Origin of the sequence: Pseudactinotalea sp. Z1732, from assembly GCF_049724975.1 — a bacterium.
In the GTDB taxonomy this organism is placed as follows: Bacteria; Actinomycetota; Actinomycetes; order Actinomycetales; family Beutenbergiaceae; genus CALKWS01.
This window is the reverse complement of sequence record NZ_JBMPQC010000005.1, coordinates 213,628-227,774: the sequence shown is the minus strand read 5'-3', so window position 1 is coordinate 227,774 and position 14,147 is coordinate 213,628. Positions and strand designations below refer to the sequence as shown.

Sequence of the window (14,147 nt, the reverse complement as noted above, 5' to 3'; positions counted from 1 at the left end):
CGCACAACGAAGTGAAAAGTCCCAGGAGGAAGAACAATGAAGAGGACACGAATGGCGCAACCGCGCCTTCTCAAGGTCGCCGCACTCGCGGCCGCCGGGGCATTAGTGCTCAGCGCCTGCGGACAGGCTGACAACCTGGACGATGACGAGCCGGCCGCCGATGGCGAGCCGGTCGAGGAAGTCGACGAGGCCGATGGCGAGGGCGACGCCGAGGAGGTCACCATCAGGTTCTCCTGGTGGGGCTCCGACACCCGGCACCAGATGAACCAGGACCTCATCGACGCCTTCCAGGAGGAGTACCCCCACATCCAGGTCCAGCCGGACTACACCGACTGGGGCGGGTACTGGGACAAACTCGCCACCCAGACCGCCGGCGGTGACACCCCGGACGTGCTCATGCAGGAAGAGCGCTACCTGCGCGAATATGCCTCGCGCGGGGTGCTGGCTGACCTGAACGAGTTCGACATCGACACCTCCCAGATCGAGGACTCCCTGGTGGGCTCGGGAGAGTTCGACGGCGGCCTCTGGGGTATCGGCACCGGCGTGAACGTACGCGCGATGATCGTGGACCCGGAGGTGTTCGAAGAGGCCGGAGTGGACTTCCCCGACGACACCACCTGGACGTGGGAGGACTACGCAGAGATCACCGAGCAGATCTCGGCCAACACTGACGCCGGCACGTTCGGCACCCAGGAGTATGGCTTCATTGAGCCCGACCTGGCCATCTGGCTGCGCCAGCACGGACAGAACCTGTGGAACGAGGACGGCGAGATCGGCTTCGACGCCGAGTTGATGGCCGAACGCTGGCAGATGTCGCTGGACCTGATCGAGTCCGGCGCCGCCCCCTCGGCCAGCGAGTCGCTCGAACTCTCCGCCGGCGGCCCGGAGCAGTCCCTAGTGGCCACCAACAACGGTGCGATCTCGATGTTCTGGACCAACCAACTCGGAACCCTGGCCGGAGCGTCCGGGCGGGACCTGCAGTTGCTGCGCTACCCGGGTGAGTCTCAGTTCGAGCGGACCGGCCTGTTCCTGAAGCCAGCCATGGCCCTGTCCATGTCCGCCACCTCGGAGCACCCCGAGGAAGCGGCACTGTTCCTGGACTGGATGCTCAACAGCGAGGTGGCCGGTGAGATCCTGCTCACCGACCGTGGGCTGCCGGCGAACATGCAGGTTCGCGAGGCGATCCTGGAGGAACTGCCCGAGTCCGAGCAGCAGGCCGCGGACTGGATCGCCGAGATCTCCCCGGACATCGTGGACGCCACCCCGTCCCCGCCGACCGGTGCCGGTGAAGTTGCCAGCCTGCTCGAGCGGCTGAACGAGCAGGTGCTCTTCGGACAAATCAGCCCGGAGGAAGCGGCCGAGGAGTTCATCGCCGAGGCCAGCGAGATCACCGGCGACTGATCCGCCCGGCCCACCGCCGCAGGCACAGTACTCTCCTGCGGCGGTGGGGTTCCGTGCCGCCACCCGCACCAAGCGGGAGGCGACCGACGACCACGCGCTGCCGCGGCCGGTCCATCCGGCCGCGGCAGCGCAACTACAGGTGCCCTGGCGCACCCGAGCAGAGAGGCGCGATGGCCACCATCCACGACGTCGCGAAGCGCGCTGGTGTCTCCATCGCGACCGTCTCCCGGTCCCTGAACGGGCACGGCCGGGTTTCCAGCGAGACCCGGGAGCGCGTCCTGGCGATCGCCGCGTCCCTGGACTTCCGGCCCAACCGCACCGCCCGTGGACTGGTGACAGGACGATTGGGCAACATCGGGGTGCTGCTGCCCGATGTGGCCAACCCCTTCTACGGCCCCATCCTGGTCGCGATCGCCGACATCGCCCAGGACCGGGACCTGGGCGTCTTCCTCGCCGACTCCCGCGAGGACCCGCGCGCCGAGGAACGCCTGTGCCGGCGGCTGGTGGAGCAGGTCGACGGGCTGGTGCTGGTGTCCACGCGGATGCCCTCGGCGAAGATCGCGGCGGTGGCGGCGCAGCGCGACACCGTGCTGGTGAATCGCCTGGTGGACGGGGTGGACGCCGTCGTCGTCGATGCCGCCGAGGGGATGCGCGCGGCGGTTGAGCACCTGGCCGGGCTGGGCCACCGCAGGGTGTTGTACCTGGACGGCCCGGCCGCGTCCTGGTCCGGTGCGGCCAAACTCGCCGGTGTTCGTGAGGGCGCGCAGGCCAGCGGTGTGGAACTGATCCTCGACGGGCCGCACCCACCCAGTTACCTGGGCGGGCGGGAAGCAGCCGACGTGGTCCGCGATGCCGACGTCAGCGCGGTGCTGGCCTATGACGACCTGATCGCCTGGGGCGTGATCACGCGGCTGCAGCAACTCGGCGTGGACGTGCCCGGAGACGTCTCCGTGGTGGGTTTCGACGACGCGATCGCCGAGGGGATGCTCGATCCGGAACTGACCACGGTGCGCTCCGGCGGGGCCTCGATGGGCGCTACCGCCACCGAGATGCTGCTGCGACGCATGGCGGAACCGGACTACCCTGTGGAACATCAACGACTCTCATGCGAACTGGTGGTGCGTCACTCCACGGCACCGCGGTGAGGTGCCATGACCGCCGTCCTGCAGGGCTTCGCCGTCCTGGGCGCCATCATCGCCCTGGGTGCACTGCTGGCCCACGTACGGCTGCTGGGCGAGGAGAGCCAGCAGATGCTGGCCAAACTCGCGTTCTTCGTGGCCAGCCCGGCGCTGATGATCACGGTGATGGCCGACGCCGACGTCGCCACCCTGTTCTCCCTCAACCTCGCCGTCACCTCCGCGGCGGTGGTGGTCTCCGGTAGCGCCTTCCTGCTCATCTCCCGGTTGTGGTTCAAACGAGCCGTGCCGGAGACCGTGATCGGGACGCTGAGTTCGATGTACGTCAATGCCGGGAACCTGGGCCTGCCGATTGCGGCCTACGTGCTGGGCGATGCCTCTCTGGTGGCCCCGGTGCTGCTGCTGCAACTGATCGTGCTGCAACCGCTGGCCCTGGCGGTGCTGGACCGTTCCACCGCAGCCGCCGGCACCTCCCGCCGCGCGCTGACCGTGCGCACCGTGACCAATCCGTTGCTGTTGGGCGCCCTGGTGGGGCTGGCCCTGGCCCTGACCGGCTGGGAGATGCCGATGGTGGTGGCCGAGCCGGTGAACCTGATCGCCGGGATGGCGGTGCCCTCGATGCTGCTGGCCTACGGGGTCTCCCTGCGGGTCGGCCCGCGGGCCGGACGCGGGGTGGGGATGATCGAAGTGGGCGTCACGGTGATCCTCAAGCTGATCGTGCAACCGGTCAGTGCCTTCCTGATCGGGTGGGCGGTGGGCCTGGACGAGGCCTCCCTGTTCGCGGTGGTGGTGCTGGCCGCGCTACCGGCGGCCCAGAACGTGTTCGTGCACGCCGTGCGCTACAACCGCGGGGTGGTGCTGGCCCGGGACTCGATCTTCCTGTCCACGGTGCTGTGCCCGGTAGCCCTGCTGGTCATCGCGGGCCTGCTCACCTGATCGCCCGAATATGCCCCTTGCGCCCCATCGGCAGTGATCTTCGGCGCAAATACCCGACATCCGGCGGGTTAGCCCCGACTTACCGCTCACAGCGTCTAGCGTGGAAAACGTGATCCCCGTACGTCGTTCCCGAATCGCCGGTGGGCGCTCGCGCTCGCGCGGCGAGCCGGAGGCGCCGCCGCGCGCCGAGCCGATCACGCCGCGGGAGCGGATCGTGGCTGAGGCGGTGGAGCGCTGGCACACCGGCCTGTCCGAACTCAGCGGTGGCAGCGGGCTGTGGGATGTGCGCTCCCTCGGTGATGCGCTGGTGGATCTGAGTTCGGCCCACCCCTCCGGGATCGCCCAGTTGTTCGCCGGGCGTCCCACCCGGTTGAGCAACCTGATCCGGGAGGGCTCGGCGCTGGCGCAGGCCCGCCGCCGGATCCGGGTGGTGTCGGCGCGTACCGACGAACTTGCGCAGCGTTACGGCGTGGCCCCCACCTACGTCGCGGTGGGCGTGGCCACCTGGCGCACCAGGATGGGCACCGCGGCCGACACCGCCGTGGCGCCGTCGGCGCCCTCCCCGGCCTCAGGGAGCGCGACGGCAGGTGCTGGCGCCGCTACGGCGGGTGCGTCGTCGTCCGCGCCGGCCCAGGAGGCGGACCCGAACGCGCCGATGCAGCGCTCCGGCCCCCAGGACGTGACCCGTGCCTTCCCCACCGAGAAGGTCGCGACCCGGGTGGTGCGCGCCCCGGTGCTGCTGCGCCCGGTGCGCCTGGATGTGCACGGCAGCGAGTCCGAGATCGACCTGGAACTCGACCCGGCGGTGGAACTGAACCCGGTGCTCGTGCGGGACCTGCAGGAGCACGGGGTGGCGCTGGATCCGGGCGCGATCGCCGCCGCCACCATGACCCCGCACGGGTTCAGCCCGCAGAGTGCATTGGATGAGGTAGCGGCGCTGGGCGGGGAGCTGGAGGAGTTCCAGTTGGAGCGACGGATCGTGCTGGGTGCGTTCGTGCACCCCGGCCAGTCGCTCGCGGAGGACCTCGAGGCCCTGCAGGACCGGGTGCCCCGGCACGACCTGATCGCGGCCCTGGCCGGTGAGCCGGGGGCTCGGGAGAAGCTGGCCTCCCAGTCGCTGCCCGAGCCGGTGGGCCCGGACCGCCCGCCCGCGCAGGAACCGGGCGTGGGGGATCTGGACCGCAGCCAGCACCACGTGCTCGACGCAGTCGCCAGCGGCGGGCACCTGCTGATCGATGCCCCGCCGGGAGTGGACGTGCCCGGCACGGTCGCCGCGGTGCTCGCCCAGGCCGTGACCGCCGGGCAGAAGGTCGCCTACGTGCCCGGGTCCCGCCGCGCCGCGCACGGGCTGATGGACCGGCTGCGCAGCCTCGGACTGGCGGACCTGACCCTGGACCTGTGCGGGGACCCCACCTGGCGGCGCAGTTCGGTGCTGCGGGTGGTCGACGGGCTCAACCCGGCCGAACCCGAGGTCGACGCGGAGCAACTCGCCACAGACCGTGCCGAACTGGTGCGGGTGCGCCGCACGCTCGAGGGGTTCGTCGAGGCCCTGCACCAGCGTCGGGAGCCGTGGAAGGCCTCGGTGCACGAGGCGTTGCAGTCCCTGGCGGCGCTGACCTCCCAGCGCCCGGGTCCGCGTACCCAGGTGCGCCTGGACGGACCGGTGGTGACGCTCGATGAGGACGGGCGGGTACGGGCCCGTGAGGCGCTGGCCCGTGCCGCGGCCCTGGGTGCCTTCCGGCTCCGGGCCGCCGACACTCCCTGGTTCGGTGCCGAGCTCACCAGCGCCGAACACGCCCTGTCCACGCTGGAGCAGGTGCGCTCGCTCTCGGAACTGATGCCCACCCTGCTGGAGCAGGTCGAGGCCACCTCGGCACAGACCGGCCTGGACCAGGCCACCACGTTCACCCAGTGGGGTGACCAGTTGCGCCTCCTGGAGGGCATCCGGGCCTCCCTGGACATCTTCAACTCCCACGTGTTCGAACGCTCCGCCAAGGACATGGCCGCCGCCACCGCCACCCGGGCATGGCGCGTCGAGCGGGACGTGGACCTGGGCTGGGCGGAGCGGCGCCGGCTGCGCCGCCAGGCCAAGGACCTGGTTCGACCCGGGGTGTCCGTGCCGAACCTGCACGAGGAGCTGGTGCAGGTGGAGCGCCGCCGGGATCAGTGGCGCAAGCACTGTTCCGGGGGTTCCTGGCCGCACCTGCCCCAGGGGCTGCGGGAGATCACCGAGACCCACCGCCGGGTCCAGGGCCTGCTGGAGGACCTCGGCGGCGTACTCGCCCCCACCGTGGGTGGGCAGGACCTGTCCGAGATCCCGCTGACCGACCTTGCCACGCGGATGGAGCGCCTGGGCGCCGACGATGACTCGGTGCGCCAGATGCCCGAACGGGCCGCGGCGCTGTCGGTGCTGAACTCGATGGGCCTGGCTCCGCTGGTGCAGGATCTGACGACCCGGCGCATCCCGACCGCGATGGTGGGTGCCGAGTTCGAACTGGCCTGGTGGTCCAGCGTGCTGGAGGAAATGCTGGCCGCTGACCCGGCGTTGTCGGACATGGACGCCGACACCCTCGCGCAGATGACCGAGGAGCTGCGCCGGCTGGACTCCGCGCACATCGACTCCCTGACCGCCCCGGTGCTCTCCGCACTGCGCCGGCGGGTGCGGGCCGCGATCGAGGCCGACCGACCCCGGGCCCAGGAGTTCTACCGGGCCGCGCACGGGGGTCTGGCCGACCTGAAGGAAATGCTGGCCCGGTTCGGGGAGGTGGCCTGGGAGCCGCGCCCGGTATGGCTGGTCCCGCCGATGGTGGTACCCACGGTGCTGGGCCCGGCCGACCAGGTGGACCTGTTGGTGCTCGACGCCGTGCAGCACCTGCCCGCCGAGCACGCCATCCCCGCGATCGCCCGGGCCAAACAGGTGGTGGTGGTCGGGGACACCAGGCGCGCCGGCACCGGGCTGGTGCAGCAGGTCTCCTGGCTGCCCAGGCTCACCCTGTCCGGTGACCTGGTGGACCAGGAGCCGGAGATCGCCGCGTTCCTGGCCGGGCACGGTTACGAGGGGCTGGTGCGCCCGATCCCTGCCCCGCCGCGGCAGGCCCCGATCCGCCTGGAGGTGGTGGACGGCTCCGGGATGCCGACCCCGGACTCCCAGGTGGTCGAGAGCGTGCAGGCCGAGGTGGACCGGGCTGTGGACCAGGTGATCGACCATGCACTGACCCGCCCGGAGGAATCCCTCGCGGTGATCGCCATGAACACCCGGCACGCCGACCGGGTGCGCGAGGCGGTACTGAACGCCGCGCAGGGCTCCCGCACGCTGGAACGCTTCTTCGACGCCGCAGCCGCCGAGGCGTTCACCGTGGTGGAGATCGAGGCCGCCGCCGGACTGCGCCGGGACGCGGTCATCCTGAGCCTCGGCTTCGGCAAGACCCCGCACGGGCGGGTGCTGCACCGGTTCGGCGCCGTCTCCGGCTCGGACGGAGCCGCCTACCTGATCGACGCCCTGGACGCGGCCCGGCACCGGCTCAGCGTGATCAGTTGCTTCCGGGCCGGTGAGTTGGACCCCGAACGGCTGCGCAACCCCGGCAGCCAGATGCTGCGGGAGGTCCTGCAGTTCGCCGAGGACGGTGCGGCACCTGCCGGGGAGGAGGACGGCGAGCACGTGGCCGATCCACTGCTCAGTGACCTGACCGACCGGTTGCGCCGCCGGGGGCTGCGAGTGGTGCCCCGGTACGGCCGGGCCGGTGGTGTGCGGATCCCGCTGGCCGTGGGACACCCGGCGTTGCCGGGTGAACTGGTGCTGGCGGTGCTGACCGACGACGACGACTACGTGGCCGAACCGAGTCTGCGGTTGCGGGAACGGCACTGGGTGCAACGGCTGCAGAACCGCGGCTGGCACGTGCGGATGGTCTACTCACCGGCAGTGTTCATGGATCCGCAGACGGTCGCGGCCCAGATCGCCGCACAGGTCAGCGACATCGTCACCGAGCGCCGCGGCGGAAAGGCGCCCGCCACACCGGTGGTGCCGCCCCGCACGGTGGTGGATGACGACGACCCGCTGGTGACCACCAACGCCACCCTCTCGGCGCTGCGCGGTGAGCAGATCGCCGGCGCCCGTGAAGCGCCGCTGATGGACGCGGTGGCCCCGATCGCCGGGGAGCGCAGCGCCCGACCCGACATCGAGCCCGGCCGCCCGCTGGGCGATTACGGTGACAACGAACTCGACGCACTGCTGGCCTGGATCGGCTCGGACAACCGGCCCCGCACTGCGGCTCAGTTGCGCACCGAACTGGCCCAGGCGCTGGGGCTGCGCCGCCGCGGCAAGCACGCGACCGCGGTGCTGGGTCACGTGGTGGCACGCTCCGGGCTGGCGCTGGCCGAGGGGGAGTTCGAGCCGGAGTCGGCGGCGGGGACCGACGCAGGGACCGAGGCCGACGCAGGAACCGAGGCCGACACCGAGGCCGAGTCCGCGAGCGACGCCGGGACCGAGCCCGGTGCTGCGCACCAGCAGGCGCAGCAGCCGGCCCAGGAGCAGGAGCAGGACACGGCTCCGGAAACAGCGGCGGCTACCGGTCCCGTCGATGCCGGTGCACCCGTGCCTACCGACCAGATGCCGGTCAGGGGCAGTGACTCCGCCACCGCGGCCGGCACCAACTCCAGTACTGGGGCCGGCGACGACGCCGCGCAGGGAACCCTCGACCTGGGCCCGCAACCCACCCGCCGGGCCGACCTGCGGCACGCCCCGGGTCGGCGTAGGCGCTCAACGCGGCGCAGCGGTTCCGGTGAGCCGCAGGCCGGGTCCACCGCAGGCGCTGAGGTGACCGGGAACGCTCGCTCCGAGCCTGCCAAGCGTCCCGACCGACCCGTGTGGTCGCCGGTGATGCCGGACCGGGCCCGCGAGGACGATCCCCGGGCGTGGGGCGAGCGCAGCGAGGACGACGACGAGCGCATCCTGACAGAACGCCCACCGCACTGGCAGTGAGACCTAGGCGTGTGAGATCCAGGCAGTGAGGCATCCGCGGTGAGGACGTAGCCGGAGCCGGAACGCGCCCGGCTCCGGCCGCTGCCGACTTCAGACGGTCGGGCCGGCGGGGTTGACCGGGCCGGGGGCGCCGGTGCCCGGGGTGCCGGGCGCGTTCTGGGCGGCGAGGGAGTCGCGGATCTCACGCAGCAGCAGAATCTGCTCCTCGACCTCTTCCTCCGCGCCCGCCTGGCGACGCTCGTTGAACTTGTTCATCGGTGTCACCACGACGAAGTACAGCGCCAGTGCCACCAGTAGGAAGTTGATCAGTGCGGTGATCACGGTGCCGGGCATCACCAGCGCGTCACCGATCTGGAAGGACAGGACGGTGTCGAAATTCGGCTCCCCGACCAGCCCGGCGATCAGGGGGTTGAGCACGTTGTCCACGACGTTGGTCACCACGAGGGTGAACGCCGCGCCGACGACCACACCGACGGCAAGGTCGATGGCGTTACCGCGGGCGATGAAGTCTTTGAATCCCTGGAACATCTCTGGTCCTCTCCCGAACCTCCCCGAGCCTGAGTACTCGAAGAGAGGGTGCAGAACGCATCGAAGCCGCTCGCACCTGCCAGCACAATAGCGCGCCGGCCGATCCGGGTAGGCCGCAATGATCTTGTCGGGCGCCACCAGAACGAATACTCTCCGATCACAACCAGTTGTCATATGCAATCAGAGGGAGGTGCGATGGGCGCTCTCATCGCCTGGAACGTGGTGTCCGCAGATGGATTCTTCGAAGGGGTCGACCCGTGGGACTTGAGTCACCACGAGTACATCTGGGGTGAGGACCTGCGCCGGCTCAGCCTGGACATCGGGCGGGAGGCCGGCCTTCTGGTGTTCGGCCGGAACACCTACGAGGGCATGGCCGCACATTGGCCCACCGACACCACTGAGCCCGAGATCGCCGATTACATGAACTCCATCGCCAAACTCGTGGCCAGCCGCACGCTCACCGAGGCGTCCTGGCAGAACACCGAGGTAACCGCGAACATCGTCGATGAACTGCGACGCCGCAAGCGCGCCGACGACCGGCCGATCTACGTGTTCGGCAGCGCCACGCTCACCCATTCCCTCCTCGAAGCCGGCCTGGTGGACCAGGTGCTGCTCGGCATCGCTCCGGTGCTCCTGGGCGCCGGGACCCCACTGTTCAAGGGTGCGCACGGCCCGCGCGGGCTGACGCTCATCGAGTCGCGAACCGTCGACACCGGTGGCGTGCTCATTCGCTACGGCGTGCCACGTGGTTCTGAGGAAGACGACCAGGCCGGGTAGCACCGGGTCCCGGTACCGCTGGGGCCGGGTGCGCCCTGGCGAGGCGGTGTTACTCGGGCGTCCCGTTCCGGAGCACGGCCCGGAACGGGGCGAACCCGCTGGCGCCGGTCAACGCAATCGCGTCACCGGCCCGGACCGCGAGGATCACCACGTCACCACTGCTCGGCGGGGCAAGCGTCCCGAACGGTCCCGCATCCTCCCCAGCCGCCTCGGGCAGACTCAGGATCACCGCGCTCTGGGTGATCAGATCGGCCTCCTCGCGTTGCCCACCGGTGTCCGCCGGGGCGAGGTAGAGGTCCACCAGATCCCCGGGCCGGGCCAGGCTCAGCACCGCGGGGTCGGCCAATCGCACCGGAGCCACCACGGTTCCCGGGGGAGCCCCGTCCGCCAGCCCCGGGCCCACCAGCATCGTGGTGGCCAGCGGCATCCCGGCCGGCAATCCCACCGACATCCGCAGGCCGATCAGATCCTCGGCAGCAGGCTGGTGGGCCGGCGGGTCGGGGTCGTGCCGCACGCGCAGGTCGTCGGCGCCGAGCACGATGCCGGCGCTGAGATCATGAGCGGCCACCACCACCGGTGTGGTGGCCGGGCCGGGCGGGCGCACCTGGAGCAGCACCACCGCGATCGCCGTGCCCACGCACGCCGCCGCGATCAGCCAGCGCATCCGCCACAAGGTGGCCCTGGTCCGTACCTTCATCGTCCTCCACCCCGTCCGAACGTGCCGGTGATGGCGCCACGGTAGGCACGGCACGGGCAGCCGGTTCGTGTTCAGCACCGCCGATGTGGACGGCCGGTCCCGGGTGGTGCGGCTGTGGAGGGGTGAGGACGGGACAGACCGGCGCGCCAGCCCTGCCCGGGTTCCCTCAGGTCGAGGCGCCGGCCTTGGCGGGGGTCTTCTTCGCCGTCGTCGACGTACTCGAGTCGCCGCCCGAACTCGAGGAGGAACCGCCGTCGGCCGTCTTCCCGTTGCCCGCGGACTCCTTCGCCGCAGCGGGCTTGCTGTCGCCGTTCTTGCTGGTGTCCTTGGCCGCACCGGACTCGGTGGTGGAACTGGAGCCGCGAGCGTCGTTTCGGTAGAACCCCGACCCCTTGAACACCACGCCGACCGCGGAGAACTTCTTGCGCAGCACCCCCTGGCACTGCGGGCACTCGGTCAGGGCGTCATCGCTGAACGCCTGGTAGATGTCGAAGGCGTGCCCGCACTCGGTGCAGGCATAGGAATAGTTCGGCACGTGCCCTCCGCTGGGATAAGCGCGGCCCGGGTACAGCAGCCGCCAGAGGGATTGTAAACGTTTCGGAGCGAAGTTGCCGTGACGTGGCCCACCCCGACGTGCAGCAGTGGTGTGACCGGCGTCGCGCCGCACCGCCCGCGGGGGAGTGTCGGGCACCGCCCGCAGTGGAGTGTCAGTGCGCGCCGGGCCATCGCGCCGCGTTACCCTGCCCAGTGTGAGTCCTCTCTCGGTCATGCGTCGCGTCTCCCTGGGGCTGGCTGCGGCCCTGGTGGTGGTGCTGGTGGCCGGGTTGATCACCACCGTGGCGCTGGTGCGACGCCCGCTGCCCTCCCTCAACGGGGAGTTCCGTGTTGACGGGCTGGCCGAGCAGGTGGACGTGATCCGCGATGAGAACGGCATCCCGCGCATCTACGCCCACAACACCGACGACCTGTTCCTCGCCCAGGGCTACGTGCACGCCCAGGACCGCTTCTTCGAGATGGACTACCGCCGGCACCTGACCGCCGGGCGGCTGTCGGAACTGGTCGGTGAGGCCGCGGTGGCGCCGGACACGGTGATCCGCACCATGGGCTGGCGTGCGGTGGCCGAGGAGGAGTGGGAGATGCTCGATCCCACCGTGAAGGAGTACCTGGAGTCCTACACCGAGGGCGTCAACGCCTACCTGCAGGGTCGCCAACCCAGCCAACTGGCGCTGGAGTACACCGTGCTGGGCTTCAGCGTCGAGGTGGAGGACATCGAACCGTGGCACCCGGTGGACTCCCTGGCCTGGTTGAAGGCGATGGCGTGGGACCTGTTGGGCAACTACTCCGACGAACTCCAGCGCGCCGCGGTGTTCGGCCAGACGGATGATCTGGAGATGGTCGAGGCGCTGTTCCCGCCCCACCCGACCGACCGGAACCTGCCGATACTGCCCACCGACGCCGAGTACGAGGCCCATGCCGCGGCACGAGAGACCAATCCGGATCAAGCGGCCGACGACGGCGAGGACGCCGAGGTCGAGGACGCTGATGCGGGTGCGGACGGCGGCGCCGGTGCGTTGGCCCAACTCGATGCCCAGGAGGCGGTCGAGTTCGCCCTATCGGCGCTGACAGCGGTGCCGCACGCGCTGGGGGAGGGCGACGGCGTGGGCTCGAACTCCTGGGTGATCGGTGGAGAGCACACCGCTTCGGGGATGCCCCTGCTGGCCAACGACCCGCACCTGGGAGTTTCTGCGCCGGGCATCTGGTACCAGGTGGGTCTGCACTGCGTGGAGGTGAGCGAGGCGTGCCCGTTCTCGGTATCGGGATTCTCCTTCGCCGGTCTGCCCGGTGTGGTGATCGGACACAACGACCACCTGGCCTGGGGGCTGACGAACCTGGGCGCCGACGTCTCGGACTTCTTCCTCGAGCGCCTCTACCCCGACGGCACCTACCTGCACGACGACGAGCGGCTTCCCCTCGTGGAGCGGCGTGAGGTGATCGCCGTCAACGGTGGCGAGGACGTGGCGATCAACGTGCGCAGCACCCCGCACGGTCCGATCATCTCCGACGCGATCCATCAGACCCGGGAAGCCGCCGATACCCCCCTGCCGGAGGATGCTCCGCCGATGGGCCTGGCCGGGTTCGGGGTGGCGCTGTCCTGGACTGCGCTGGAACCCGGCCGCACCGCCGAGGCGATCTTCGCGATCAATACCGCCACCGATGCCGAGGACATCGCCGCCGCGGCCGCGCTGTTCGAGGTGCCCAGCCAGAACATCGTGTTCGCCACCACCGACGGCGACATCGGCTACCAGGCGCCCGGGCGCATCCCGATCCGCGCCGATGTGGCCGACTCGCCGGTGCCCTCCGACGGCACCTGGCCGCGACCGGGTTGGGACTCCCGCTTCGACTGGCAAGGTTTCGTCGAACCGGAGGACATGCCCGCACAGACCAACCCCGACGAAGGGTTCATCGTGGCCGCCAACCAGCCGGTGACCGGCCCGGCTACCGGCCCCTTCCTGGGTGTGGACTTCGACTACGGCTACCGCTCGCAACGAATCCGGGATCTGATCACCGCCCAGATCGAGGCCGGTGCACGGTTAACGGCGGCGGATATGAACGCGATCCACCTGGACGATCACAACCCCTACGCCGAAGTGCTGGTGCCGGTGCTGCTGGAGGTGCAGATGGAAGACGCCTTCGTGGCCGAGGCGGTGGAACTGTTCGAGGAGTGGGACTACCGCAACGCCCCGGATTCGGCGGCAGCGGCCTACTTCGCCTCGGTATGGGTGAACCTGCTGAACCAGACCTTCTGGGACCAGATGCCGGTGACGGACCGGCCCACCGGGGGCAGCCGCTGGCTGGAGGTGGTGACCCACCTGCTGGAGGACGAGGACAACGAGTGGTGGGACAACCGGGCCACCCTGACGGTGGTGGAACAGCGCGATGAGATCCTCTCCCTGGCCCTGCGTGATGCGCGCGAACAACTGACGGTGAGTCTGGGCAAGGACCCGCAGTCCTGGCAGTGGGGCCGGTTGCACCAGGCCGCGCCGCTGCACCCCGTCCTCGGTGAACAGGCGCCTGGCCCGATCCGCTCCTTCGTCAACCCCGACCCGCAAGAGGTGGGCGGCGGATCGTCGATCGTCAACGCCACCGGATGGGACGCCTCGGCATGGGAGGGCGGCTATCCCGACTACTCCGTCACCACCGTCCCCTCGATGCGCGCGGTGGCAGACCTGGCCGACTTCGACGCCTCCACCTGGGTGTCCTTCACCGGCAACTCCGGTCACCCGGCAGCCGATGCCTATGACGACCAGTTCGGCGCCTGGGCTGCGGGGGAGACCTTCACCTGGCACTACTCCCGTGCCGCGGTGGACGAGCACGAGGCCGACACCCTCACGCTGATCCCGGCCCACTGACCCCGCCGGCCCCGTCCGGCCGCCCCGGATCCCGGAGCCACCCGCGTTCGCGACTCACCGCCCACCGCCGTAACCGTCCAATTGCGCGCGTGTGGCGGGGCAGGGGGTGGTGGGAGCGCTGCAACTGTCCAATTGTGCGGTTGTGGCGGGGCTGGGGGTGGTGGGGTCGCTGCAACTGTCCAATTGGGCGGTTCGGGCGGTTCGGGCGGTTCGGGCGGGCGCGCGGGCGCGGGGGTGCGCGGGTGCGCGGCGGGCGCGCGGGCGCGGGGGTGCGCGGGGGCGCG

General features: G+C 70.6%; 9 protein-coding genes. 6 read left to right on the top strand and 3 right to left on the bottom strand.

Annotated features, from left to right (window positions below):
* The first annotated feature begins 51 nt into the window (after positions 1-51).
* From ACPL7H_RS11780 to ACPL7H_RS11765, 4 genes are all read left to right on the top strand, one after another.
* Positions 52-1,401, top strand: coding sequence for an ABC transporter substrate-binding protein (locus ACPL7H_RS11780; protein WP_424787384.1), 1,350 nt, complete (start codon positions 52-54; stop codon positions 1,399-1,401).
* Positions 1,402-1,571: 170 nt separating this feature from the next.
* On the top strand, positions 1,572-2,546 hold the full coding sequence (locus tag ACPL7H_RS11775; protein WP_424797100.1) for a LacI family DNA-binding transcriptional regulator: 975 nt from the start codon (positions 1,572-1,574) through the stop codon (positions 2,544-2,546).
* A 6-nt stretch (positions 2,547-2,552) separates the two neighbouring features.
* Complete coding sequence (locus ACPL7H_RS11770) at positions 2,553-3,473, top strand: AEC family transporter (protein WP_424797099.1); 921 nt, start codon at positions 2,553-2,555, stop codon at positions 3,471-3,473.
* 109 nt (positions 3,474-3,582) lie between these two features.
* A complete protein-coding gene (locus tag ACPL7H_RS11765) occupies positions 3,583-8,451 on the top strand; it encodes a hypothetical protein (protein ID WP_424797098.1) in 4,869 nt (1,622 codons plus the stop codon).
* A 90-nt stretch (positions 8,452-8,541) separates the two neighbouring features.
* On the opposite strand, the gene mscL is transcribed toward ACPL7H_RS11765, so the two are convergent.
* A complete protein-coding gene (mscL, locus tag ACPL7H_RS11760) occupies positions 8,542-8,979 on the bottom strand; it encodes a large conductance mechanosensitive channel protein MscL (RefSeq protein WP_424797097.1) in 438 nt (145 codons plus the stop codon).
* A 195-nt stretch (positions 8,980-9,174) separates the two neighbouring features.
* On the opposite strand from mscL, the gene ACPL7H_RS11755 reads away from it, so the two are divergent.
* Complete coding sequence (locus ACPL7H_RS11755) at positions 9,175-9,756, top strand: dihydrofolate reductase family protein (RefSeq protein WP_424797096.1); 582 nt, start codon at positions 9,175-9,177, stop codon at positions 9,754-9,756.
* A gap of 49 nt (positions 9,757-9,805) precedes the next feature.
* Here the strand turns inward: ACPL7H_RS11755 and ACPL7H_RS11750 are convergent, their stop codons facing one another.
* Together ACPL7H_RS11750 and ACPL7H_RS11745 are read right to left on the bottom strand one after the other, a co-directional pair.
* A complete protein-coding gene (locus tag ACPL7H_RS11750; protein WP_424797095.1) occupies positions 9,806-10,453 on the bottom strand; it encodes an SAF domain-containing protein in 648 nt (215 codons plus the stop codon).
* A gap of 166 nt (positions 10,454-10,619) precedes the next feature.
* On the bottom strand, positions 10,620-10,988 hold the full coding sequence (locus ACPL7H_RS11745; RefSeq protein WP_424797094.1) for an FmdB family zinc ribbon protein: 369 nt from the start codon (positions 10,986-10,988) through the stop codon (positions 10,620-10,622).
* 214 nt (positions 10,989-11,202) lie between these two features.
* Here ACPL7H_RS11745 and ACPL7H_RS11740 point away from each other — a divergent pair, with 214 nt between their 5' ends.
* Positions 11,203-13,863 carry a penicillin acylase family protein gene (locus ACPL7H_RS11740; RefSeq protein WP_424797093.1) on the top strand — a complete coding sequence of 887 codons (2,661 nt, stop codon included), beginning with the start codon at positions 11,203-11,205 and terminating at the stop codon, positions 13,861-13,863.
* Positions 13,864-14,147: the final 284 nt, after the last annotated feature.